At 45.8% G+C, this 25,150-nt stretch carries 24 protein-coding genes; 10 read left to right on the top strand and 14 right to left on the bottom strand.

Features of this window, described 5'->3' with window-relative positions; genetic code table 11:
- Nucleotides 1–115 precede the first annotated feature (115 nt).
- From ATB76_RS24630 to ATB76_RS24620, 3 genes are all read left to right on the top strand, one after another.
- Nucleotides 116–406, top strand: a complete 291-nt coding sequence (locus tag ATB76_RS24630) for a co-chaperone GroES (RefSeq protein ID WP_005381516.1) — start codon at nucleotides 116–118, stop codon at nucleotides 404–406.
- 74 nt (nucleotides 407–480) lie between these two features.
- Nucleotides 481–2,127 (top strand): chaperonin GroEL, encoded by a 1,647-nt coding sequence (groL, locus tag ATB76_RS24625; protein ID WP_038870992.1) that lies wholly within the window; start codon nucleotides 481–483, stop codon nucleotides 2,125–2,127.
- A 477-nt stretch (nucleotides 2,128–2,604) separates the two neighbouring features.
- Nucleotides 2,605–3,168: a hypothetical protein gene (locus tag ATB76_RS24620; protein ID WP_038870994.1), complete on the top strand. Its 564-nt coding sequence runs from the start codon at nucleotides 2,605–2,607 to the stop codon at nucleotides 3,166–3,168.
- Nucleotides 3,169–3,280: 112 nt separating this feature from the next.
- Here ATB76_RS24620 and ATB76_RS24615 read toward each other — a convergent pair whose 3' ends face one another.
- Together ATB76_RS24615 and epmB are read right to left on the bottom strand one after the other, a co-directional pair.
- On the bottom strand, nucleotides 3,281–3,778 hold the full coding sequence (locus ATB76_RS24615; RefSeq protein WP_038870997.1) for an MgtC/SapB family protein: 498 nt from the start codon (nucleotides 3,776–3,778) through the stop codon (nucleotides 3,281–3,283).
- Nucleotides 3,779–3,872: 94 nt separating this feature from the next.
- A complete protein-coding gene (gene epmB / locus ATB76_RS24610; protein ID WP_061036245.1) occupies nucleotides 3,873–4,895 on the bottom strand; it encodes an EF-P beta-lysylation protein EpmB in 1,023 nt (340 codons plus the stop codon).
- 32 nt (nucleotides 4,896–4,927) lie between these two features.
- On the opposite strand from epmB, the gene efp reads away from it, so the two are divergent.
- Both efp and ATB76_RS24600 read left to right on the top strand, forming a co-directional pair.
- On the top strand, nucleotides 4,928–5,494 hold the full coding sequence (gene efp, locus ATB76_RS24605) for an elongation factor P (protein ID WP_005425036.1): 567 nt from the start codon (nucleotides 4,928–4,930) through the stop codon (nucleotides 5,492–5,494).
- A 439-nt stretch (nucleotides 5,495–5,933) separates the two neighbouring features.
- A complete protein-coding gene (locus ATB76_RS24600) occupies nucleotides 5,934–6,617 on the top strand; it encodes a nitroreductase family protein (RefSeq protein ID WP_061036244.1) in 684 nt (227 codons plus the stop codon).
- A gap of 92 nt (nucleotides 6,618–6,709) precedes the next feature.
- On the opposite strand, the gene frdD is transcribed toward ATB76_RS24600, so the two are convergent.
- The 4 genes from frdD to frdA are packed head-to-tail and all read right to left on the bottom strand — an operon-like array spanning nucleotide 6,710 to nucleotide 10,064.
- Complete coding sequence (gene frdD / locus ATB76_RS24595; protein ID WP_038871005.1) at nucleotides 6,710–7,087, bottom strand: fumarate reductase subunit FrdD; 378 nt, start codon at nucleotides 7,085–7,087, stop codon at nucleotides 6,710–6,712.
- Between the two features lie 12 nt (nucleotides 7,088–7,099).
- On the bottom strand, nucleotides 7,100–7,483 hold the full coding sequence (gene frdC / locus ATB76_RS24590) for a fumarate reductase subunit FrdC (RefSeq protein ID WP_038871007.1): 384 nt from the start codon (nucleotides 7,481–7,483) through the stop codon (nucleotides 7,100–7,102).
- Nucleotides 7,484–7,485: 2 nt separating this feature from the next.
- On the bottom strand, nucleotides 7,486–8,244 hold the full coding sequence (locus tag ATB76_RS24585) for a succinate dehydrogenase/fumarate reductase iron-sulfur subunit (protein WP_038871009.1): 759 nt from the start codon (nucleotides 8,242–8,244) through the stop codon (nucleotides 7,486–7,488).
- Nucleotides 8,244–10,064: a fumarate reductase (quinol) flavoprotein subunit gene (gene frdA, locus ATB76_RS24580; protein WP_038871011.1), complete on the bottom strand. Its 1,821-nt coding sequence runs from the start codon at nucleotides 10,062–10,064 to the stop codon at nucleotides 8,244–8,246. Before frdA ends, ATB76_RS24585 begins: the two co-directional genes overlap by 1 nt.
- Nucleotides 10,065–10,514: 450 nt before the next feature.
- Between frdA and epmA the strand changes: the two genes are divergently transcribed.
- The 4 genes from epmA to ATB76_RS24560 all read left to right on the top strand — a co-directional run bounded on the left by epmA (nucleotide 10,515) and on the right by ATB76_RS24560 (nucleotide 13,669).
- The gene (gene epmA, locus ATB76_RS24575) at nucleotides 10,515–11,486 is read left to right on the top strand and encodes an elongation factor P--(R)-beta-lysine ligase (protein ID WP_042602245.1); all 972 of its coding nucleotides are present in this window, start codon (nucleotides 10,515–10,517) and stop codon (nucleotides 11,484–11,486) included.
- Nucleotides 11,487–11,495: 9 nt separating this feature from the next.
- On the top strand, nucleotides 11,496–11,870 hold the full coding sequence (locus ATB76_RS24570) for a VanZ family protein (RefSeq protein WP_038871015.1): 375 nt from the start codon (nucleotides 11,496–11,498) through the stop codon (nucleotides 11,868–11,870).
- 21 nt (nucleotides 11,871–11,891) lie between these two features.
- Complete coding sequence (locus tag ATB76_RS24565; RefSeq protein ID WP_038871017.1) at nucleotides 11,892–12,527, top strand: TetR/AcrR family transcriptional regulator; 636 nt, start codon at nucleotides 11,892–11,894, stop codon at nucleotides 12,525–12,527.
- 185 nt (nucleotides 12,528–12,712) lie between these two features.
- Complete coding sequence (locus ATB76_RS24560) at nucleotides 12,713–13,669, top strand: acetyltransferase (RefSeq protein WP_061036243.1); 957 nt, start codon at nucleotides 12,713–12,715, stop codon at nucleotides 13,667–13,669.
- A 73-nt stretch (nucleotides 13,670–13,742) separates the two neighbouring features.
- Here the strand turns inward: ATB76_RS24560 and ATB76_RS24555 are convergent, their stop codons facing one another.
- The 5 genes from ATB76_RS24555 to ATB76_RS24535 all read right to left on the bottom strand — a co-directional run bounded on the left by ATB76_RS24555 (nucleotide 13,743) and on the right by ATB76_RS24535 (nucleotide 18,158).
- Nucleotides 13,743–14,888 (bottom strand): murein hydrolase activator EnvC, encoded by a 1,146-nt coding sequence (locus ATB76_RS24555; RefSeq protein WP_042602243.1) that lies wholly within the window; start codon nucleotides 14,886–14,888, stop codon nucleotides 13,743–13,745.
- A gap of 26 nt (nucleotides 14,889–14,914) precedes the next feature.
- A complete protein-coding gene (gene cysE / locus ATB76_RS24550; RefSeq protein ID WP_038881492.1) occupies nucleotides 14,915–15,736 on the bottom strand; it encodes a serine O-acetyltransferase in 822 nt (273 codons plus the stop codon).
- Between the two features lie 78 nt (nucleotides 15,737–15,814).
- On the bottom strand, nucleotides 15,815–16,852 hold the full coding sequence (gene gpsA / locus ATB76_RS24545; protein ID WP_038881493.1) for an NAD(P)H-dependent glycerol-3-phosphate dehydrogenase: 1,038 nt from the start codon (nucleotides 16,850–16,852) through the stop codon (nucleotides 15,815–15,817).
- Between the two features lie 200 nt (nucleotides 16,853–17,052).
- On the bottom strand, nucleotides 17,053–17,517 hold the full coding sequence (gene secB, locus ATB76_RS24540) for a protein-export chaperone SecB (protein ID WP_005530940.1): 465 nt from the start codon (nucleotides 17,515–17,517) through the stop codon (nucleotides 17,053–17,055).
- Between the two features lie 206 nt (nucleotides 17,518–17,723).
- Nucleotides 17,724–18,158, bottom strand: coding sequence for a rhodanese-like domain-containing protein (locus tag ATB76_RS24535; RefSeq protein ID WP_038871024.1), 435 nt, complete (start codon nucleotides 18,156–18,158; stop codon nucleotides 17,724–17,726).
- 486 nt (nucleotides 18,159–18,644) lie between these two features.
- Between ATB76_RS24535 and gpmM the strand changes: the two genes are divergently transcribed.
- Nucleotides 18,645–20,177, top strand: coding sequence for a 2,3-bisphosphoglycerate-independent phosphoglycerate mutase (gene gpmM / locus ATB76_RS24530; RefSeq protein WP_061036242.1), 1,533 nt, complete (start codon nucleotides 18,645–18,647; stop codon nucleotides 20,175–20,177).
- A gap of 118 nt (nucleotides 20,178–20,295) precedes the next feature.
- On the opposite strand, the gene ATB76_RS24525 is transcribed toward gpmM, so the two are convergent.
- From ATB76_RS24525 to ATB76_RS24515, 3 genes are all read right to left on the bottom strand, one after another.
- A complete protein-coding gene (locus ATB76_RS24525) occupies nucleotides 20,296–21,183 on the bottom strand; it encodes a DMT family transporter (RefSeq protein WP_061036241.1) in 888 nt (295 codons plus the stop codon).
- Nucleotides 21,184–21,303: 120 nt separating this feature from the next.
- Complete coding sequence (locus ATB76_RS24520; RefSeq protein WP_039974263.1) at nucleotides 21,304–23,184, bottom strand: methyl-accepting chemotaxis protein; 1,881 nt, start codon at nucleotides 23,182–23,184, stop codon at nucleotides 21,304–21,306.
- A 279-nt stretch (nucleotides 23,185–23,463) separates the two neighbouring features.
- Entirely contained in the window at nucleotides 23,464–24,879 is a 1,416-nt protein-coding gene (locus tag ATB76_RS24515) for an SLC13 family permease (RefSeq protein ID WP_061036240.1), read from the bottom strand.
- Nucleotides 24,880–25,150: the final 271 nt, after the last annotated feature.

Raw genomic sequence — 25,150 nt, 5'->3', positions numbered from 1 at the left:
ACAAAAAATTCACGTCTACCCCTTGGGATCGTTAGGTTTGCCCCTTATATAGTGATCACGTGCCCTACGCGGGCAATTATCAAATAAACATGAAAACTTTCAGGAGAGACGACCGATGAATATTCGTCCATTACATGACCGAGTTATCGTAGAACGTAAAGAAGTTGAATCAAAGTCAGCGGGTGGCATCGTTCTAACTGGTTCTGCTGCGGAAAAATCGACACGTGGTGTTGTTCTAGCTGTAGGTAAAGGCCGCATTCTAGAAAACGGCACAGTGTTACCGTTGGACGTTAAAGTTGGTGATACCGTTATCTTCGCTGAAGGTTACGGCACAAAGACTGAAAAAATCGACGGCAAAGAAGTGCTAGTAATGTCTGAAAACGACATTATGGCAATCGTTGAGTAATAGCAATCATTGAGTAATTTTTTGCTCTGATTCAAAAACGAAATCGAAAACAGAATTTAGAAAGGAAATCAAAGATGGCTGCTAAAGACGTTAAATTTGGTAATGACGCACGAGTTAAAATGCTAGAAGGCGTAAACGTTCTAGCGGACGCAGTAAAAGTAACACTGGGTCCTAAAGGTCGTAACGTTGTTCTAGACAAATCTTTTGGTGCACCAACGATCACCAAAGATGGTGTATCAGTAGCGCGTGAAATTGAACTGGAAGATAAATTCCAGAACATGGGCGCACAAATGGTTAAAGAAGTTGCGTCTAAAGCAAACGACGCAGCGGGTGACGGTACAACAACAGCAACGGTTCTTGCTCAAGCTATCATTACTGAAGGGTTGAAAGCGGTTGCTGCTGGTATGAACCCAATGGATCTTAAGCGTGGTATCGATAAAGCAGTTATCGCAGCGGTTGAGCAACTAAAAGAACTATCTGTTGAATGTAACGACACCAAAGCTATCGCACAGGTAGGTACTATCTCTGCAAACTCCGATGCAACAGTGGGTAACATCATTGCTGAAGCGATGGAAAAAGTAGGCCGTGATGGCGTGATTACCGTTGAAGAAGGTCAGGCTCTACAAGATGAGCTAGACGTAGTAGAAGGCATGCAGTTCGACCGCGGTTACCTATCTCCTTACTTCATCAACAACCAAGAAGCAGGCTCTGTTGATCTAGAAAGCCCATTCATCCTTCTAGTTGATAAGAAAATCTCGAACATTCGTGAGCTTCTTCCAACGCTAGAAGCCGTTGCTAAAGCGTCTCGTCCACTGCTTATCATCGCTGAAGATGTAGAAGGCGAAGCACTAGCAACGCTAGTAGTAAACAACATGCGTGGTATCGTGAAAGTCGCTGCTGTTAAAGCTCCTGGTTTCGGCGACCGTCGTAAAGCAATGCTACAAGATATCGCTATCCTAACTGGCGGTATCGTGATTTCTGAAGAGATCGGTCTAGAGCTTGAAAAAGTAACGCTAGAAGATCTAGGTCAAGCTAAACGTGTAACTATCACTAAAGAAAACTCAACCATCATCGATGGTGCGGGTGAAGAAGCGATGATCCAAGGTCGCGTTGCTCAAATTCGTCAACAAATCGAAGATGCAACATCAGACTACGACAAAGAAAAGCTTCAAGAACGTGTTGCTAAGCTAGCTGGCGGCGTTGCAGTCATCAAAGTTGGTGCAGCAACTGAAGTTGAAATGAAAGAGAAGAAAGACCGCGTAGAAGATGCACTTCACGCAACTCGCGCAGCGGTTGAAGAAGGTGTCGTTGCTGGTGGTGGTGTTGCACTTATCCGCGCTGCATCTAAAGTTGCTGGTCTTGAAGGTGACAATGAAGAGCAAAACGTAGGTATCCGTGTTGCACTACGTGCAATGGAAGCGCCTATCCGTCAAATCACTAAGAACGCGGGTGATGAAGAATCTGTGGTTGCTAACAATGTTCGTGCTGGCGAAGGTAACTATGGTTACAACGCAGCAACGGGCGAATACGGCGACATGATTGCAATGGGTATCCTAGATCCAACGAAAGTAACTCGTTCTGCTCTACAATTCGCAGCATCAGTAGCGGGTCTAATGATCACGACTGAAGCGATGGTGACTGACCTACCACAAAAAGAAAGCGCAGGCATGCCTGACATGGGTGGTATGGGCGGTATGGGTGGTATGGGCGGCATGATGTAATAGCCAGCCTATCTCTTTGCTCTAAGGCTTGATAACAGCGTCGAGCATGCTCATTTACTAGCGTAAACTGCGCGTGCTCTCCTTGTTCTAAAACCTTATAGCGGTGAGCTAGATTACCGATAAAGTTCGATAAGCCGAGGTGAATGCCTCGGTTTTTTTGTGCCGGTAACTTCGGTATTGAGCCTTTCTTGCGTCAGCTTGTAGGTCTATTCTTACTTTTTCTTTTTAATCTGATAGTTAGCCAGTACTTATTACGCTTAATTTTTATCAGATTAACTGGTTTAAAAATGCGCAACTGTGCGGGTATTGTGCGTAATTCGTCAGGGAAAATGCAGATAAATAACTATGATGAATCAATTGCTTTATTTGTCAGACAGTTAAATATGACTTCCAGCTAACATTTATTGATTCAAAATGGCGCAAAATTTGTACATTACACTATGTTGTAAAACAACTATTCCCTCCATGGAGATGAAAATGAAAAAGCTTATGACGTCATTGGCTGTTGCAGCCGTAATCGCTTCACCTGTTGCTCTTGCAGATAGCTCGCCAGTTATGTTCTCTACCATCGACAACACTAACGCGCCTTCTAACTCTTCTGTTGGTGGTGTTCGCCTTGCGGTATTACATGGCCAAGTAAACGAAGTAAAAGGTGTCGACTTTTCGGTTCTAGGTATGTCTGAAACAGACCGCACAACAGGTGTGAACTTCGGTTTGTTCTTTGGTGCTTCTAAAGTTAATCAAGAAATGACGGGTGCATCACTCGGTCTTCTTAACTGGAACGAAGGCCAAACTAATGGTGTTAACTTAGGTGCAGTGAACATCACGAACAATGTAAAAGGTCTAAACTGGAGTGCAGTGAACTACTCAGAAGGTTACACAATGGCAGACATCGGTTTGGCGAGCATCTCTAAAAAATCTAACTTCCAGTTAGGTTTCTTCAATATGACTGACCAAATCGACGGTGTTCAAATTGGTCTACTAAACTGTGCGGATAACGGCTTCTTCAAGTGTTTCCCTATCGTGAACTTCGCTAAATAAGTTAAGGTGTCGCCACGAACACACGGATAAAAAAGACCCCGAGGAATATCGGGGTCTTTTTTGTCTGTGGATCTCATTCTGAAATGTGTTTAGGCATTTAGGACGAATAAGGCTACTTCATGATCCTGGTTGAGGTTTTTCGCTGCTGCATCCTTTGATGCACACCGCGGCGTAGAGCTTTAACGCGATTTTCTGCTCTATCCACGCCAAGCAAGACCGTCAATGCCAAAACAGTAATTACGACGGATTGCGTCAGATAGCCAAGGCCTATCATCAAGCCGAGACCTGCCAATACCCAAATCACTGCAGCGGATGTCACCCCATGGATCTTGCCGTCTTGTGTCATCATCACCCCTGCACCTAAAAAGCCCACACCAGTGATTATCTGGCCAAGTACACGCGCTTGGTCGAGCGTATTAGGTGAAAGCGAGACGGCCATCGACATAAATAAGTAAGTGCCAGAGATAACTAAAATAGCGGTACGAATACCAACAGGTTTACCCCGCGTTTGGCGCTCTATACCGATCATTAAGCCGTTGATGGCGCAACAGGCTAATGCAGGCCAACTGAATGGGCCAAGATCGAAAATGTGTTCAAAAGTTGCTTGCATCTTAACCTCCAAATTTGCGGAGTATGCATAGATAAGACCGCCTGAGCGAACAAAAGCTTTTACTCGTAACGACAATCTTTATACGGAAAGCAACTTACTCTAGATGCAGATCCAGTGGCGTTTTACTTGGTCGGCCGCCAATTTCACGAGTCAATTTAGGCACTAGGTAGCCCGAGACGCGAGTAATCAAGCCACGCATGATTTCTTTTGCTTCTTCATCAGAGACGAAGAAATGTGCCGCGCCTTGGACTTTATCTAACACGTGTAGGTAATAAGGTAATATTCCTGAGTCAAACAGGGCTTCATTGAGAGCAACTTGTGCTTCTATGCTGTCATTGACGCCGTTTAATAGCACGCCTTGGTTAAGCAAAGTAACGCCGGATTGCTTCAGTTTTGCCATTTGAGCAGTAAATTCAGCATTGATCTCGTTGGCGTGGTTGATGTGCGTTACCAAGATGATTTGCAAGCGAGATGCTCGCAGTAACTGACACAACTCATCAGTAATACGTGCAGGGATTACCACAGGTAAACGGCTGTGAATACGCAGGCGCTTGATGTGAGGGATTTGTGCGATGTGTTCTAGTAGCCAGTGGATCTCATCGTCTTTTGCCATCAGAGGATCACCACCTGAGAAGATAACTTCATTCAGTTCTGGCTGCTTCGCCATGTATTCTAAGCACTGAGTCCAAGCTTGTTTACCGCTCTTGTTCTCTTGATAAGGAAAATGACGGCGGAAGCAATAACGGCAGTTCACGGCACAGCCACCTTTTACAATCATCAATGCGCGATTGCGGTATTTGTGTAACAGCCCAGGCACTTCGTTGTCTTGCTCTTCCAGAGGATCATTGGAGTAACCTTCGTGAACCTCGAACTCCTCGTTCAAAGGTAATACTTGGCGTAAAAGTGGATCGTAAGGATTGCCTTTTTCCATCCTATCGACAAAACTTTGCGGTACACGCTGTGCAAACAGCTTGCGCGCAGCAAACCCGTCTTGCCACGGCGAAGGATCAATTTCCAAACTTTCCAGCAACTTTGCAGGATCAGAGATCCCATTCGCTAACTGTTTGAGCCAGTTTTGCTCAACAGATTCGACTTTTCGGGTTATTATGTGCGGCATTGAATTTAGCTCTAAGAATGTAAGAGGAAAAAATGGCTACAGTTAGCACCAATGAATTTAAAGGCGGCCTTAAGTTAATGCTTGATAACGAGCCTTGTGTAATTCTGGAAAACGAATACGTTAAACCAGGTAAAGGCCAAGCGTTCAACCGCGTTAAAATTCGTAAACTTCTTTCTGGTAAAGTGCTAGAGAAAACATTCAAGTCTGGTGACACTTGTGAAGTGGCAGACGTAATGGATATCGACCTAGATTATCTATATTCAGACGGCGAATTCTACCACTTTATGAACAACGAAACTTTCGAGCAGATCGCTGCAGACGCGAAAGCGGTTGGTGACAACGCTAAGTGGTTGGTAGAAAACAACACTTGTATGATCACGCTTTGGAACGGTAACCCAATTACCGTTACTCCACCAAACTTCGTTGAACTAGAAGTTACTGACACAGACCCAGGTCTAAAAGGTGACACTCAAGGTACAGGTGGTAAGCCAGCAACACTATCAACTGGCGCTGTAGTACGTGTACCACTATTCATCGCAATTGGCGAAGTGATCAAAGTTGACACTCGTACTGCTGAATATGTAGGTCGTGTGAAGTAATTCACCTCAGACTTTCTGATTGAAAAGGTCGCTTCGGCGGCCTTTTTTATTATCTGTTGTTTTATCCTAACAGCTTCAAGCTCTAGCGTGATAGATACCAACAGCAAACGTGATAGCTCATCAGCCGAGAAAGGGCGGTGATTGGCTTTAGTACTGCGGCTTAATGAACCAAGTAAGAAGATCAAACAGTAATATGATCATGGGTGGTCAAAAGCTTAAAAAGCAAAAAGATCATAGGTAACCCAAAGCTCTGGTAGCTGTACAAATCAGAGTAATGCAGAGGCTGATACGTGTTATCAGCCTCTCTTTTTTGTTGGTGAAACACGGCTGAATATTTGCGCTTTATCTCAATATCACATTGATTTTATGAAGATAAAAACGCAGATGGTGAAATTTGTGGCTATAGTAAATCGACACCCAACAAGCGCAAGGAAGCACTATGTCGACTCAAGAGCAACATCACCCACTCAATGATTTTGTGGAATACTCTCCGCAAGAAATGGCAGCAAGAGCTGTACAGAATCTTGAGCAACTTCAGCGCCGTCATTCCATTCGTAGCTTCTCTGATCGTCCTGTGGCGAAAGAAGTGATTGAGCACTGCATTCGAGCAGCAGGTACAGCTCCGAGTGGTGCAAATCATCAGCCTTGGCATTTTGTTGCGATTAATAGTGCGGAAGTGAAAGGGCAGATCCGCCAAGCCGCTGAAGAACTAGAACAGTCTTTCTATGAAGGGAGAGCAGGGCAAGAATGGTTAGATGCACTGAAGCCACTCGGTACCAATGCCAGTAAGCCTTATCTAGAAAAAGCACCGTGGTTGATTGCGGTGTTTTCACAAAAGAAAGGTGGCATGAGCAATGATGGGGAACAAACCAACTATTACGTGCACGAGTCAGTCGGGATTGCCACAGGCTTTTTACTTCAAGCATTGCACAATTCAGGTTTGGGTACGCTGACTCATACACCAAAACCAATGAGTTTCTTGAGTAAGATTTGCGGACGAGACAATGATGTCGATCGTCCATATATGTTGATTGTGACCGGTTATCCGGAAGAGGATGCGACCATTCCGGAACATGCGATGCACAAAAAATCTTTGGATGACATCGCGACCTTTATTGAATAGCGGTTGTATTGATCTGCACTCGTTGAGAAAACATAAATAACAGGCAATAAAAAAGCTGGCGAGTTGCCAGCTTTTTCATTTTCGTCAGCGTCTTAAATCATGAAGATAAAGACAACGGCCAGCGCAGTGATTAAACCTGCAAACGCGTAACATGCGATTTTACCAATCAAGCCTGTGTGGAACTTAAGGTCATGCATGCCGTGGTGTAGACGGTGCATCGCATGCCACATTGGCAATGCTAGCGTACCTATGATGAATAGCGCACCGATGATGCTGGTTGCGAATTCAGATACGCGTTCGTAACTCATTGCTTCTGCATCAATCACGCCAAGCGGTACCAAGATGCCCATAACCAGCACGGTAATCGGTGTGATCATCGCAAACCAAGTACCACCGGCACCAAATAGACCCCACCAGATTGGCTCATCAGAACGCTTCGGGGCTGTGTTAACACTATAATTCGGTTTCATTACTAAAGCTCCTTACACCACGATGAGAACGATCAGTGAGATGAACGCAACTGCGGCCCACTGAGTCAGAACGATGATTTTCTTATCCACTGGTTTGCCTTTCAAACGAATTGGCATTACTTGTGGCATCATGCTGAAGAAGGTTTGTGCATGGAACAAACTGCCTAGTAGAGCAACAATGTTGATTGCTACTACGATAGGGTTTGCCATGAACTCTAACCAACCTTGCCAAGCTTCTGGGCCTTTTACTAATGAACCTAGACCGAAAGTCAGGAAGATAGTGAATAGGATCAGAGGAAGCACAGTTGCTTCACGTACCATGTAGAAGCGGTAGAAAGGATGGTTCTTCCACCATGTGCGTTTTATTTCACGAACGTAAGGTTTACGGTTGCTCATCCTTATGCCTCCACTTTCTTTGGTGAACCATCAGGTTTCAACATCGCAATCACGAAGTCCATAGAAGACTCCACTTTGCCTTGGTTTACTGCCGCTGCTGGATCGACGCTCTTCGGACAAACTTCAGAACAGTAACCTACAAAGGTACAACCCCAAGCGCCGTTTTCACCATTGATCAGCTTCATGCGCTCAGCTTTACCGTTGTCACGGCTATCTAGGTTGTAACGGTGTGCCAGTGTTAGTGCCGCCGGGCCGATGAACTCAGGGTTCAAACCGAACTGAGGACATGCCGCGTAGCAAAGACCACAGTTGATACAACCAGCAAACTGTTTGTACTTCGCCATTTGCTCTGGCGTTTGCAGGTTTGTGCCGTCTTCTGGCTTGCGATCGTTACCAATGATGTAAGGTTTGATTGCTTCTAGGCGCTCGATGAACGGCGTCATATCAACGATCAAGTCTTTCTCGATTGGGAAGTTTGCTAGTGGTTCGATAGTCACGCCATTCGGGTAATCACGTAGGAAGCTCTTACAAGCGAGCTTAGGCACGTTGTTTACCATGATGCCGCAAGAACCACAGATCGCCATACGACAAGACCAACGGTAAGACAGATCTTTATCTAGGTGATCTTTGATGTAGCCAAGTGCATCAAGTACGGACATGGTTTCATCAAATGGGACTTCGAATGTTTGCGTGTATGGTTCCGCGTCCTTCTCAGGGTCGTAACGCAGAATGTCTACTTTTTGAATGCGGTTTGCTGACATTATGCTTGCTCCTCTGCGCTCTTCGCTTCTGCTTCAGCGGCTTTTTCTGCTGCTGCTGCTTTCTCTGCTGCTTCACCGTATAGACGTGCTTTAGGCTGAGACTTAGTGATCTTCACGCCGCTGTAGTCAATACTTGGTGCTGCATCTTCTTTGAAGAAAGCAAGTGAGTGTTTCAGGAAGTTCACATCGTCACGTTCAGTACAACCATCGTCTAGACGCTGGTGCGCACCACGAGATTCTTTACGTAGGATGGCAGAGTGAACCATCGCTTCTGCGACTTCTAGGCCGTAACCAACTTCGATTGCGTATAAAAGATCAGTGTTGAACACTTTGCCTTTATCTTTGATGCTGATCTGTTTGTAACGAGCTTTAAGTTCAGTGATCTTATCAATCGTTGCTTGCATCAAATCTTCTTGGCGGTAGATACCACAACCTGCTTCCATGGTGTGACCCATTTCAGTACGGATATCTGCCCAGTTTTCTTCGCCTTCTTGGTTCATCAGAGCAGCAATGCGGTCTTCAACTGCTTTCACTTGAGTCGCGATAGACTCTTCGTTCCAGCCTTTGAATTCTGCTGCGCGTTTCACCGCTTGTTCACCCGCAACGCGACCGAATACAACGAACTCAGCCAGCGAGTTAGAACCTAGACGGTTTGCGCCGTGAAGACCAACTGATGCACATTCGCCAACCGCGAATAGACCTTTAATGCGAGTTTCACATTCGCCGTTGGTTTCAATGCCACCCATGGTGTAGTGAACCGTAGGACGAATTGGAATTGGCTCTTTTGCAGGGTCTACGTTCACATAAGCTTTCGCTAGTTCACAGATGAACGGTAAACGCTCTTGTAGGTATTCTTCACCAAGGTGGCGAAGATCTAGGTGCACCACGTCACCAAGAGGGTGTTTGATGGTGTTGCCTTTCTGCTGTTCATGCCAGAACGCTTGAGAAACTTTGTCACGAGGACCCAGTTCCATGTATTTGTTTTTCGGCTCGCCCACTGGGGTTTCTGGGCCCATGCCGTAATCTTGCAGGTAACGGTAACCATCTTTGTTAACGATGATACCGCCTTCACCACGACAACCTTCGGTCATCAGGATACCTGTGCCAGGAAGACCTGTTGGGTGGTATTGAACGAATTCCATATCACGTAGAGGAACGCCGTGACGGTAAGCCATCGCCATGCCGTCGCCCGTTACGATACCGCCGTTGGTGTTACAGTGATAAACACGACCAGCACCACCTGTTGCTAACACAACCGATTTCGCTTTAATCGTAACCAACTCACCTTCAGACATGTGGATTGCAATCAGACCTTGTACTTCACCTTCATCAACAAGCAAATCGACAACAAAGTACTCATCAAAGCGTTTGATGTTGTCGTACTTCATTGACGTCTGGAATAGCGTGTGAAGCATGTGGAAGCCAGTTTTATCTGCAGCGAACCAAGTACGTTCAACCTTCATACCGCCAAAGCGGCGTACGTTGACTTCACCGTTCTCTTTACGACTCCATGGGCAACCCCATTGCTCCATTTGGATCATTTCGCGAGTCGCGTTCTCTACAAAGTATTCAACAACGTCCTGTTCACATAGCCAGTCACCACCGCCAACGGTATCGTTGAAGTGATTGTCTAAGCTATCTTCATCCTTGATAACTGCTGCTGAGCCACCTTCTGCAGCAACCGTGTGGGAGCGCATTGGGTAAACTTTAGAAATAAGTGCTACTTCTAAGTCCGGGTTTGCTTCAGCCGCTGCAATAGCAGTACGAAGACCAGCGCCGCCTGCGCCGATGACTGCGATATCTGTGGTGATAATTTGCACAGTTATCCTCCAGTGTGTGATTGCGGAAATCCGCTTGTTATTGTGAGTGTGAGGGCACCGTTTTAAGGCAATCCCTCAAAAGTAGTAGGGTTAGTGTAGGGGAGGCTTATGGCAGAAAAATTGATGTATTTGGGGTTTTTCTCCGGTAATGCACATGTGAGCATAGAAATTCTAGGTTATGTGACTGCTATCACGGCACGAAACGTTTGGTGCACAAACGTAATCGCTGTCAATGTTACATGACTGTTGCGCGACATTACCCTCATTGATAATAGGGTAAGTTGTGAGTGTTTTTTGTACTGTGGAACGTCAAATGCTTGCTTCAGTTTTAATCGATTTTTATTCGCGTTTGGGGGGCAAAAATTGGAGCCGATTCCCCCCTCGCTGAACTAGGCAAATCATGCCAAAATTGCTATTTTTCCTGCTCATCAACCTTTTAAGAGTTTTGTTATGCAAACGAACTGGCAACCTACCGCTTCTATGGAACAACTACGTCAACGTGCGATGTTGATTACCGCTATTCGTCAATTCTTCGCCGAGCGACAGGTAATGGAAGTCGACACGCCAGCGATGAGTCACGCGACGGTGACAGACATTCATTTGCATACCTTCCAGACTGAATTTGTAGGACCAGGCTATGCCGGTGGTAGCAAACTGTTCTTTATGACCAGTCCTGAATTCCATATGAAGCGCCTACTGGCTGCGGGCAGTGGTTGTATTTACCAAATCAACAAAGCTTTTCGTAATGAAGAGAATGGTCGTCACCACAATCCTGAATTCACCATGTTGGAGTGGTACCGTATCGGTTTTGATCATCATAAGCTGATGGACGAAATGGATGACCTGCTACAACTGGTATTGAAGTGCGGCGCTGCTGAGCGAATGACTTACCAGCAAGCTTTTATTGACGTGCTTGGCGTGTGCCCGTTAGAAGGCTCGATGCAAGAGCTAAAAGCAGTCGCGGCAAAGCTGGGTTTGAGTGACATTGCAGAGCCAGAAGAAGATCGTGATACCTTGCTGCAACTGTTGTTCAGCATCGGTGTGGAAGCCAAGATTGGTCAGCAAGTCCCTGCGTTTGTTTATGACTTCCCAGCTTCACAAGCCGCGCTGGCAAAGATTAACCCACAAGATACCCGTGTCGCGGATCGCTTTGAGGTGTACTTCAAAGGTATTGAGCTTGCGAACGGCTTCCATGAACTCGATAACCCGAAAGAGCAATTAGCACGTTTCGAACAAGATAACGCTAAGCGTCTAGAAATGGGCTTGAAGCCACAACCTATCGATTTCCATCTTATTGGTGCATTAGAGGCGGGCTTGCCAGATTGTGCTGGTGTGGCATTAGGCATTGATCGTTTGATTATGTTGGCATTAGGTTGCGACCATATTGATCAAGTGACCGCTTTCCCATTCCCAATTGCTTAAGGATTGATGATGAACCTAACCGCTGCCCGTTTCGTTCTACTGAGCTATGCCGCCCTCATTGCTTATCTTTCTTTGAGTTCGGGTGAGTTGCAAGATTGGGGTGACATTGCGTACTTGGATAAGATGCAGCATGCGATGGCGTACAGTGGTTTTGGTTTCTTAGGTTGCTTTTGTGTTTCAAAGTGGCGTCAGCGTTGGACGATAGCAGTGAGTATTTTGTTATTTAGTGCCGTGATTGAAGTTCTGCAAGGGTATGTGGGTCGACAAACGTCATGGCATGATCTGATTGCGAACACCATTGGTATCGTAACTGGTCTGCTATGTTACCGTATTTGGAGCCTCTATCGACCTAGGTTGGTGAAGTCGTTATACTCAATTCGTTAATGAAGAGGGAATACGATAACCATGAAAACGCGCGACAAAATTGTCTATGCCGCACTGGAGTTGTTTAACCAACATGGTGAGCGCAATATCACAACCAATCACATTGCTGACCATATTGAAATTAGCCCAGGCAACCTTTACTACCACTTTCGTAATAAGCAAGAAATCGTGCGTGAGATCTTCGCACTTTACTCTGCGGAGTTGCTAGAAAGATTCACTCCAATTCAAGGTTCTCAAGAGAGCCTGACCATGCTGAAAAGCTACCTAGATTCCATTTTTACGCTAATGTGGAAGTACCGTTTCTTTTACGCAAACTTACCGGAAATCTTATCGCGCGATGAAAAGCTGCATGATGAGTACATTGATGTTCAGGAAAAGCTCCAAGCGAACCTGATTGCCATCATGCAAGAGTTTGTGTCGCTGAAGTTGTTGAACGTTGACCAAACACAATTGAAGCCTTTGGTTTGCACTCTGCATTTGATTGCGTGTAGCTGGCTAGCGTATCAATCAGCGATGTCTCCAAAAACAGAAATCACCGAAACAATGGTAAAACAAGGCATGCTACAAATGCTAAATGTGGTGAAGCCTGTTGCGACAGAGCAAGGTATGGAGCAGTTACTGCTACTCGAAGAGGCTTTAAGCACACTACACAGTTAGTACTATTTTCCCTCCTTATTAACATTAGAAAATGAGAGTATGGCTCAATGCTTAAGGTTTAGAGCGCAGCTCTCATTTTCAGCCCCTCCCTTGAGTTGACTTGCTGTGCTCATTTCGCACAATAGGATTCATACACCCCCAATTATCTGTTGGGATATGACTCTCGATAAAGGAACTATCGTTCAATGAACTACGACATTTTTAATGGCGATGCCGATGGCATCATCGCATTGTTGCAATTGCGTTTGGCGGATCCCATCGAAGCTAAGTTGGTGACTGGTGTTAAACGTGATATTAAGCTGGTGGAAAAGGTCGTTCTGCAAGCTGGCGATGAGCTGACGGTATTAGACATTTCAATGGAAAAGAACATGGTAGGTCTAGAGCAAGCATTGGCTCAAGGCGCACATGTGTTTTACGCTGATCACCACAAAGCGGGTGAGATTCCTCAACATGGTAACTTAGATGCGCACATCGATCTTGATGCTAATATGTGTACCGCTTTGATTGTCGATAAACTGCTTGATGGCCGTTTTCATACATGGGCGATCACCGCTGCTTATGGTGATAACTTGATTGCTAAAGCGGATGCATTGGCGGACAAAATCGAACTCAATGAAGAGCAAAAAGCGCAGTTAAAAGAGCTAGGTACACTGATTAACTACAATGGCTACGGCTCGAAAGTTGATGATCTTCACTTCCATCCGGCGGATTTGTATCGTGCACTTCTTCAGTACACCTCTCCATTTGATGCTATTGAAGATAAAGCGTCACCTTACTACCAATTACAATCGGCTTATCAGCAAGATATGGATGCGGCACTAGCTGTCCCTGCAACTCACGAAAGCTCAAAGCTCAAGCTGTTTGAACTACCGAATAATGCAGCATCACGCCGAATTAGTGGTGTTTATGGCAACTGGCTTGCGAACCAAAATCCAGACTCTGCGCATGCGGTATTAACTGAAAATACAGATGGCACATACACGGTTTCTCTTCGTGCTCCGTTGAATAACAAGCAAGGTGCCGTGGCTGTGTGTGGGCAGTTCCCAACTGGTGGTGGAAGAGAAGCGGCTGCGGGTATTAATGCGTTAAGTCAAGATGATGTAAGTGCCTTTATTGATGCGGTAGAGACCTATTACGCATAGCGCTTTCCCAAATATACATACAAAAAAGGAGCCGAGTGGCTCCTTTTTTATTGCGAAACAATAAGTTGAGTAGTTAACGTTTCAGCCAAGATTTCGGGTTTTGCGCTTCACTATTACGGCGGATCTCGAAGTAGAGCGAGGCACGGTCTTGACCACCAGTATCCCCCGCGAGTGCAATGACTTCACCTGCTGTCACCTTATCGCCTTCTTTCTTAGTTAACGCTTGGTTGTAGCCATAAAGTGTCATATCGCCCTTACCATGGTCAAGCAAAACGACTAGACCATAACCACGTAAGTACTCCGCAAATACAACGGTACCTGGGTAAACCGCTTTCACTTGCTGGCCATAATTAGCTGAGAGCACCATGCCTTTCCAGTTTACTTGGCCGGTTTGTCTTGTGCCAAAGTTATGTAGGACGCGACCTTTTAATGGCCATGGCAATTTACCGCGCTGTTTCGCAATACCATCCATCGGCACTGCGTTACGTTTTGCGGCTTTCGCGATCTCGGCTTTTAGACGGGTTTCGTTGCGTTGTAGTTCAGAAAGGTAACGCTTGTCGTCTTTGATGCTTTTTTGAATCTTGCTCAGTGTCCCTTTACGTTTCGACTGGGTATTTGCCAACGAAGAACGTTTTTCGGATTGCTGTTTGAGCAGGGTTTCAATTTGTGCTTTTTCGAGCTCGAGTTGGTTCTTATTATGTGCCAACTCCTGCGTGGTCTTGGTGATGTCATCAATCACTTTTGCCCGTGCTTTTGCCAAATGCTGGAAGTACTGACTAATGCGATCTTCTTCTACACCTTGATTCAAAAGGTGACCATTGGCTTTGGCTCTTTCTGTCACGTAGTAGGTCTGAAGCAGCTGCTTTAGCTCTTCTTCCTGCGCTTGACGCTGGCCTTCTTGCAGAGCAATCTTCTCTTCTAACTTATTAATGTTTTGATCAGCCTGCGCTAAGTCTGCTTTGGTTTGCTTGATTTCTCGTTCTAATTTAGAAATACCAAGCTCTTGGTTTTTTAGCGACTTTTGTAGATCGTTCAGTTGTTTTTCTTGAGAGGTGAGTGACTTACGCTGGCGGTTAATTTCGCTGGAAACGCCTTTCAGCTCTTGCTGGCTAGCAGCGGAAGAGGTGATGGGATATGTGGCAGATAAAGCACAAGTTAATAAAATAGCCGAGCGTAGCACTGGGTGATTTTGTTTTCGCACTTGAGAGTTACCTACCACATTATTGTCAAAAGATTAAATGACGATTAAATACCATCCCCGTGGATAAAGCTTTGCGATTTGCCATTAAAGCCTTGATCCATATCGAGAGAAGGTTTGTCCGTTTTTGGACGACCAACAATTTTCGCAGGCACTCCCGCCACAGTTGTGTGCGGTGGCACTGCTTGCAATACCACAGAGCAAGAGCCGATTTTCGCGCCTTCACCCACTTCGATATTGCCAAGAATCTTTGCGCCGGCGCCGATCATGACGCCTTCGCGAATTTTCGGGTGACGGTCACCGCATTCTTTGCCAGTACCACCAAGGGTGACATCCTGCAAAATAGACACATCGTTTTCTACGACAGCCGTTTCACCGATCACGATGCCTGTCGCATGGTCTAGCATGATACCACTACCGATGCGTGCCGCAGGGTGAATATCCACCTGACATGCCACAGAGATCTGGTTTTGTAGATAAGTCGCAAGTGCGTGACGCCCTTGCTTCCAGAGCCAGTTTGCTACGCGGTAGCCTTGCAGAGCATGATAGCCCTTTAGATAAAGCAGTGGCATTGAGTACATCGAAACCGCTGGGTCACGATTCACCGTTGCACAAATATCGCAGGCCGCGCCGTCCGTGATGGTTGGATCGGCCGCAAAGGCTTCTTCAACCACTTCACGTACTGCCATTGCAGGCATGGAAGCGGTGTTCAATTTGTTTGCCAGAATGTAGCTTAACGCAGCACACAAGCTTTCATGCTTGATGATAGTCGCATGGTAAAAGCTCGCCAACATGGGCTCTTGCTCTGACATCTCACGGGCTTCTGAGACAATTTTGTCCCAGACTTTTTGTTTTTCGCAGTGTTTCATTCTCAATGTCCTGAGTGGTTCTTCCGTGACCCGACAACTTCTATTCTTCTCAGATGAGGTGCAAAGGGGCGTAGAGTGCTACTTTCCTTCGGCTTTTTTGTCACGAGCAAGTAAATCTTGCGCTGCCAGGCGCGCATCCTTCCCTTGATACAATACTTGATAAATTTGGTCAACAATTGGCATTTCAACGTCCATGCGTTGAGAAAGCATCCACACTTCCTTCGTGTTACGGTAGCCTTCCACCACTTGGCCGATCTCTTCTTGAGCGGTGTCGACATCTTTACCTTTACCTAGTGCCAAACCAAAACGGCGGTTACGTGATTGGTTATCGGTACAAGTCAATACAAGATCACCCAAACCAGCCATGCCCATAAAGGTCTCTGGTTGTGCGCCCAGTGCAGCGCCAAGGCGGCTCATTTCCGCAAGGCCACGTGTGATGAGTGCTGTACGTGCGTTCGCACCAAAACCAATGCCGTCAGACATACCTGCACCAATGGCGATAACGTTTTTCACGGCGCCGCCAAGTTGCATGCCGATGAAGTCGTTGTTTGCGTAAACACGGAAAGTTTTACTGCAATGGATTTTTTCTTGCAGATCAGCAACGAAATCTGAGTCTGGAGAGGCAACGGAGATGGCTGTTGGCATGCCCATCGCAAGTTCTTTTGCGAAAGTAGGACCTGAAAGTACCGCGAGAGAGTAACTCTCACCAATAATGTCGAAAGCTACTTCTTTAAGTAGACGACCTGTTTCTGGTTCTAGGCCTTTGGTTGCCCAGCAAATACGAGAATCTTCACGTAGGAAAGGCTTGCAGCTATTCAGTACGATGCCAAAGACATGGCTAGGAACGACGACTAACAAGTCACGGCTTGCTTGAACGGCTTTTTCTAAATCCGATTCAATAATCAAGCTTTCAGGGAAATCAATACCAGGTAAGAATTCATGGTTGGCACGATCTGCCTCAAGGCGAGCCATGTGTGCTGGCTCATGACCCCAAAGAACCACGTTCGCACCGTTGCGAGCAAGGGAAATCGCCAAAGAAGTGCCGTATGAACCTGCGCCAATCACCGTCATTGCGATGTCTTTACCGTAAGCATTGTTGGTATTTGCTTGTGTCATGCTACCGCCTAATTGTCTTTCTACTAATAGAATCTAGTTCATAATCGCCAGATTTTACGCTCTCTAGCGGCTAGGAACTAGGATCTTTCAGAAATAAAAAATGCACATTGCATCACTGGTTAGACGCGTTGTGCATTTTCTTAAGGTATATGCCGTGTCGAATTAGAATCTACTATGACACGTCACTTACAAAACGTGAATTACGCTTCAGCTTCGCCTTGTTGAGCTTGCTGTTGTAGGTAGTTCATGAACAGCGCGTCGAAGTTAACTGGCGCTAGGTTCAGTTGAGGGAACGTACCTTTAACCACTAGGCTTGAGATAGTTTCACGAGCGTAAGGGAATAGGATGTTCGGGCAGAATGCGCCTAGGCAATGTGCTAGTTGGCCTGCTTCCATTTGCTCAGCTGTGAAGATACCACCTTGTTGAACTTCACATAGGAACGCTGTTTCTTCTTCGTTCTTAACAGTAACGGTTAGACGTAGAACTACTTCGTAAACGCCTTCACCAAGCTCACGGCTTTGAGTGTCTAGGTCTAGTTTAACGTCTGGGTTCCACTCTTTTTGGAACATTACTGGAGAGTTAGGCGCTTCAAAAGAAACGTCTTTTAGGAAGATGCGTTGAATTGCGAAGTTTTGTTGTGCGTCTTGTGGTGCTGCTTCAGCCATTTTTAAATCCTTAATAAACATTTGTTGAGCCTAGAACGATCTAAACCCAGAAATATGGTTTGTCCTGAGACTAACTGAGCAAATCTACATTGACTAGATGAAGCGCGTATTACGTGCAAAGCGTCACAACTTAGTGCTTCAACTGCTTTCTATTTGCTCAGTTTATATAAACGAGGCTTGGCAAAATTGGATTTTTACCGCGAACCTTATTTTTTACCACGTACTAGCGGTAGGTTCGCTTCGCTCCATGCAATCAAGCCATTTTTCAGTAGGCTTACGTTTTCGAAGCCTGCTTTAGCTAGTAGGTTTGCACTTTCTTGAGCAGTTTGGCCTGTCTTGCATACCACAATGATTGGGTCTGATTTACGGTTTTCAAGGCTACCAAAGTTACCAGCTTTGATATCTGACGGTAAAATGTGAAGTGCGTCGGTGATATGGCCTTGTTTGAACTCATCTTTAGAGCGGATATCGACCACAACGCCGTTTTCACGGTTCATTAGGTGAGTCAGTTGGTTTACGTTAATCTCTTTGTATGCGGCTGTCGCTGACTTCACGATGTTCATGATGAATGCGACAAGAAGACCTACCCAAACCAAAGATAGAATCATGTTCTGTTGGAAAAAATCAATGTACTCTTGCATGTCTTGAGCTCTTGCAATGTTGGCGGAAAAATAAAGCAGGAGTATAGCGGGGTTAGTCGCCTTAGGCGAGAGGGTTAAAATTTTCTAACGAATAATTGAGATCTACGCGCTTGCCTCAAGCCTTTTCTAATGTGCTATTCGTGCAATCTTAGTATCACTTCTTCCTATCAATCTAATTGGTGTAATTGACTTCACTTCTACATTGAAAAGCGCAGAATAGTTATCAACAAAAAGTTTTTCACCAAAGTATTTCGGTGGTCGTACAAAGCATCTTGAAAGTGACTATGCTTGTGAAACACGTTTGCTGACTAGGTCGGATTGCTTGCTAACTTGTAAGATAGCAACAATAAATCGCAAACATTATTTGATCTTAACCTACAGTTTTGGTTAAAAAGTGTAGTAAAATTACGCTAGTTTTGTTTCAAGGTTAGATGGAGCAATGAAGCTCTACGCCGAAAGTTACTTAAATTTGATGAGGTCATCACTATGTCTGCTAAGAAGCCATTGGCTCTAGTTATCCTTGACGGTTACGGTTACCGTGAAGACACAGCAAGTAACGCAATTGCAAATGCTAAAACACCAGTAATGGATGCACTGATTGCGAATAACCCTAACACTCTAATCTCTGCTTCAGGTATGGACGTTGGTCTTCCTGATGGTCAAATGGGTAACTCAGAAGTTGGTCATACCAACATCGGTGCAGGTCGCGTTGTATACCAAGATCTAACTCGTATCACTAAGTCTATCGCTGATGGTGAGTTTGCTGAGACAGCTGCGTTAGTTGAAGCTATCGATTCTGCAGTTGAAGCTGGTAAAGCGGTACACCTAATGGGCCTTATGTCTCCAGGTGGTGTTCACTCTCACGAAGATCACATCTACGCAGCAGTTGAAATGGCAGCCGCTCGTGGCGCTGAGAGAATTTACCTACACTGCTTCCTAGACGGCCGTGACACGCCACCACGCAGTGCTGAAAACTCACTACAACGTTTCCAAGACCTATTTGCGAAACTAGGTAAAGGCCGTGTTGCTTCTCTCGTAGGTCGTTACTACGCAATGGACCGTGACAACAACTGGGATCGCGTTCAAGTTGCATACGATCTTCTGACTCAAGCAAAAGCTGAGTTCACAGCAGAAACAGCAGTTGCTGGTCTAGAAGCGGCTTACGCTCGTGAAGAAAACGACGAGTTTGTTAAAGCTACAGCGATCAAAGCTGAAGGCCAAGAAGATGCAATCATGCAAGATGGCGACGCGGTTATCTTCATGAACTACCGTGCTGACCGTGCACGTCAAATCACTCGTGCATTCGTTCCTGCATTTGATGGCTTCGAGCGTGCGGCGTTCCCTGCGATCAACTTCGTGATGCTGACTCAATACGCAGCTGATATCCCGCTAGCTATTGCTTTCCCACCTGCGTCTCTAGAAAACACGTACGGTGAGTGGCTATCTAAGCAAGGTCAAACTCAGCTACGTATTTCTGAAACAGAGAAATACGCACACGTTACATTCTTCTTCAACGGTGGTGTTGAGAACGAATTTGAAGGTGAAGAGCGTCAACTTGTTGCTTCTCCAAAAGTAGCAACTTACGACATGCAACCAGAGATGAGCTCTCCAGAGCTAACTGAGAAAATGGTTGCAGCGATCAAATCTGGCAAATTCGACACTATCATTTGTAACTACCCGAACGCAGATATGGTTGGTCACACTGGCGTTTACGAAGCGGCTGAGCAAGCTATCGAAGCACTAGATGAAAGCGTAGGTAAAGTGGTTGAAGCAATCAAAGAAGTTGGCGGTCAGCTACTGATCACTGCGGACCACGGTAACGCGGAAATGATGATTGACCCAACAACGGGCGGAATTCACACTGCACACACTAACCTACCTGTACCTCTAATCTACGTAGGTGACAAAGCGGTTGAGTTCAAAGAAGGCGGTAAACTGTCTGACCTTGCACCAACCATGCTTTCTCTAGCGGGTCTAGAAATTCCTGCAGAAATGTCTGGTCAAATCCTAGTTAAGTAATTAACTAAGATTCAGAATGATAAAAGCCCGAGTTCGACTCGGGCTTTTTTGTGTCTGCGATTCTGTGTTTGGTAAGGCGGTGAGTTACTAAGCTCAACAGGCCCTAATTGAACCTGCTCTATTGTACTAAGATACCAGTACCAATCACGGCTAAGGCCGCGCCAAACCAGGCAAAGCGATTTGGACGTTTCTTGGTGTAAACCCACAACAGCGGCAGCAACATGATTGGTGTTGTTGAAGAAAGCAGAGCCACCATCCCGACATTTCCCTCACGTAGGGCATAGAGAATCAACGTCATACCTACTGCCATGGCCAAGAAACCGTTTAATGCAGTGATACCAAAAACTTTCCAGGTGATAGTTTGAGTCGCACGGGCTACCTTCGCGCCAATCAACCAAAGCGCGCAATGCGCGACAAAGGCACTGATCATGCGAATCGCAGAAGCGGCGACTGGATCGACACTCGTTTGCATGACTGGTTTAGCAATGATACCACCAAGCGCCTGACACATAGCGGCAGTTAAACCGAGCCCGACACCTATCCAAACATTACCTTTGATTTCTTCTAGCGTATTACTAGCTTGCCCGCGTCGGCCGTAGAAAATCGCCATCACGACACCGCTAAAAACTAAGGCTGCACCAATCAGCTCCGTTCCAGTCATGCTTTCGCTAAATAGGAAGTAACCTAAAATGGCAGAGAAGACGGCATGACAAGAAAACAGCAAGCCTGCTTGGCGTGGTCCCATGCGGTTCAAGCAAGCGAATAACGCCGTATCACCAATAAAAATACCAATCAAACCGGATGCCATCATTGGCGTAATGTGTTCTGTGGTCACACTTAACCAACCTCCGGTGAACCAAGCCATACTGGATAGGATGACGGCTGTACAACCCATACGCCATCGGCTATAGGAAAACGCACCAAGATGCTGAGCGGGAACAACAGAAATTAAGCTAGAAACAGCCCATAGGAAAGCAGCGCATAGCGCCAGCCATTCATAACCCATGATTGCGAGACATCCTTGTAGAGCAGGGTAAGGCTCTAATATGCATCAATTTATAGATATGTAAAAGAGCATCTTATCGCTAATAAAAAAGCAGCTCGTTGAGCTGCTTTTGAGGGCGCGTTACACTTTAAAGCGACTGATGTTCTCACGCATCGTATTGGCGGTATCGTACATCTGGCGTGCGCCGTCACTGCTCTTAAGCGATTGTTCGGCAATCATGTCGGCATCGTCTTTAATGCCTTGTGTGTTGCGGCTGATGTCTTCGCTCACCGCACGTTGCTCTTCTGCTGCGCTTGCGATTTGCATTGCCATGTCGTTGATCTCAGTGATGGAGTTGGTGATGCTGGTTAGGCTATCGTGCGCCTGCTGAGCATAATCCACGCTGGTATCCGCCAAACTGGTGCTGGTTTGCATGCTATTGACTGCCAGTTTGGTGTTGTTTTGCAGTGTTTCGATCATGGTACGGATTTCTTCCGTTGACCCATGAGTGCGTTGGCTCAATACTCGTACTTCATCAGCAACCACGGCAAAGCCACGACCTTGTTCACCAGCACGCGCGGCTTCAATTGCGGCATTGAGTGCCAATAAGTTGGTTTGCTCTGCAATGCCTTGGATGGTCGATAGGATTTGGTTGATGCTTTGCGTATTCGCTTCCAACTCAGAAATCACGTTGGCGGCATCACTGACTTGTTCTGCTAACTCGACAATCGCTTCACGGTTCTTCTGGATAACATTTTGTCCATCCATACAAGCGGATGCAGAGTTTTGTGAAGCGCTGGCAGTCAATTCTGCATGGCTTGCGACTTCTGCTGCGGTTGCTGACATCTCATGAATCGCTGTGGCAATTTGGTTAACATCGTTCTGCTGATGCTCAACGCGACCTGCCGCCATTGCTGACAGTTCATTTGCTTGATTCGCTTGCGCCGATAGTTGCTCACTGTTTTCAACGATGCCTTTTAGCATAGTTTGCATTTGTGCGAGGAATTGGTTTACATGCGTTGCAAGTTCGCCAATCTCATCCATGCGTTCAATCTTGATGCGTTGGGTTAAGTCTCCCTCTCCTTGCGATAGCTCAGAAAGGGCATCTGAGAGCGTTTGAAGTGGTTGGAGTAAGCGCGTGATGATGTAAGTGCTGATCGCTGCAATAATCAAGTACAACACGATAGAGGCAATCGCGGTGAATGTTACCTGCTCAGAGACAGAAGCAAACGCCATTTGCTTGTCTTGCACGATTCCTAAAGACCAGTCGGTATTGGGTACGTTGGCTACGTAAATTAGCTTATCACCCTGATTTGGCCATTGAATGGTATCTAACTTTGCATCGCCTGCGAGATTCATCATTACGCTGTGCGTTAATGTAGGGTTAAGTTCAGTCAGTGGTTTTTGACTTAATTTCTCATCTTTGTAAGCCACTAAGTTGTTATTGCCATCCACCAAAAATGCAAAGCCATCATTATCCAATTGGATATTCAGTACTTCTTTGATGATATCGGTTACTGCTAAGTCTGCGGCAAGAACACCACGATTGCTTTGGTTGAATGCTTTAGCGAAGCTGACAACAATGCTGCCATCAAAGTCTTGGTATGGCTCTGTAATAATTAGGCCTGACTTACTCATCGCATCTTGATACCAAGGGCGAGTTCGAGGGTCGTAATCGGCTGGCCATGATTCACTTTTATCGCCATACGCGATAGAACCATCAGAAAATCCAGCATAAACCGATAAGAACTTACCGGCACGCTTGGTAAGTAGCATCTCTCGGTCTGCATCGTCAGAGCTTGCAATAATAGCTTCGTTCGCCAGCATCATATCGCTACGAATCGAGAGCCAGTCACTAATGTAACGGTTGGTTGATTGAGAAATATTTTGAATTTCTCGGTTAAGAGTAGACGTGGTTTCTTCGCGCAATTGATTGACGGAAACCCAAGCTTGAACGCCACTAACAATGGCGATAATGACTGCAATCGCAATCTGGATTTTTAACTTAATTGTATTTCTCATTGCCTTACCTTCATAAAACAGACAAAAAGATCAACGTCACAAGTGGTGACACCAATGGGTATGAGACGATTCAAGCACGGAAAGTTACATGAAAGGCTGCAGATAATTTATCGACATATAGCCGATAAACTTAAGCTAAATAGTGTGATTTTTATTCAACATATTGTTTATAGGTATGAATTTATTGTGGTGAAATAAGAGTTAACTTGAATGCTGTTGGGCCTGTGGGGAAAGAGCAGGGGACTCTGCGGCAGATTGCACTACCGCAGAGTGTGATGATCAAAAGATAATAAGTACCGCACCATAAACGATAAAGAGCCCAATCACCCCGATGATTAAACCGACTTTCGCCATGTCTTTACTCTCAATTAAACCAGTAGAGTAGGCGAGAGAATTTGGTGGTGTAGAGACGGGCAAAATCATACCGAGTGAAGCAGAGAAAGCGACCACAACTAATAGCCCTTGCAAACCACCGATAGCAACAAGACTTGGCATGGAGGCGCCAATGGCGGCTGCGATTGGCATCAGTAAGTTCGCTGTCGCGGTATTGGACATAAAGTTCGCCATTAACCAACACACAATCGATAGTGCGATGACGACAGAGAATGGAGAAAGGGACTCATAGTCAATGGCGTGAGCTAGCGCTTCTGCCAAGCCAGTTTTGTCTAGGGCAATACCAATGGCGATACCACCGGCAACCAACCACAGCACATCCCAGTTTATTAGCTTAAGTTCTTCTTTGCCCATGATGCCCGTTAAAGTGAATACCGCGAGTGGAATAATGGCGACCACATACGTATTCATGCCATGCACTTTAGTCGTCATCCACAGCAGGATAGTCATGGCGAAGGTGACGTAAACCACGATCGCACGCCAACTCTTCTTGAACTTTCCATCCAGACGCAGCTTCATCTCTGGTTCACTAGAAGGGAAGAGCTTTTGTAATAAGAACCAGGCCAGCGTTAGTTGCACCAAGACGAAAGGTAATCCCATCATCATCCAAGATAGGAAGTCGATGCTGTTTTCTCCGGTTAAGTATTGCAAGGCAATCGCGTTGGGCGGTGTACCGATTGGCGTTGCAATACCACCAGTATTCGCGGCAATTGGAATGCACAATACGAGGGCTTTAATGCCTAAATCGCCTTTCGGTGCCGATGCTACAATTGGGCCTAATAATGCGAGCATCATGACAGTGGTCGCCGTATTAGACATGAACATCGAGAACACGGCGGTAATCAGCATTAAGCCCAACATGATGAACTTAGGCTGAGTGCCAAACGGCTTTAGCAGTACACGAGCAAGGTTGTTATCAAGCTCGTATTTAGAGGCAGCAATAGCGAGTGCGAAGCCCCCCATGAAAAGGATGATGATAGGAGAAGAGAAAGCGGAGAAGATGTCCGTGTAAGCGATCAAGTCCCCCAAATCATGCCCCGTTGGTGGGTTACGAAATAAGTGTAAGCCTTTATCCGATATCATGATCAATTCCAGTGCGATGATAAGAATTGAAGTGGCAAAAACGGGGACAGGCTCTAAAACCCATAGCAGCGCAGCGAGAAGGAAAATCGCCAGTAGACGGTGCTGAATTAACGTGAGGTCGTCTATTGGTATAGCATCAATCGGCATCATTAAAACACCGAGCGGAATCAAAAAACACACCAGTAACTTGACCAGTGTATTCGCACTCATCTTTGGCATTGGTTGCCCCTTCAAATAATCATCCCTAACCACAGAATAATTGATTGTGCTTTTAGGGTCTTAGAGGCAAGTATGAGTTTGAAAAAGTGAGACTAAATTTCGAACAGAGTTTTGCTTTTCGTCAATAAAAAAGCCCCCGCGAGCGGCTGTCTCTTGATCACAAGTCTAGTGATCAAGAGACATTGCGAGTTCGTAGCCTTCAAGGATGGTTTGTAGTTTAAACCACCCTTCCCAAAGCACCTTTATTGAAGCTCTACCCGTCCTCTTGGTA

Source organism: Vibrio sp. MOR3, from assembly GCF_001557775.1.
Classification (GTDB): domain Bacteria; phylum Pseudomonadota; class Gammaproteobacteria; order Enterobacterales; family Vibrionaceae; genus Vibrio; species Vibrio jasicida.
Note: the sequence above shows the minus strand (reverse complement) of the source record. Positions and strands in the feature narration are given on the sequence as shown.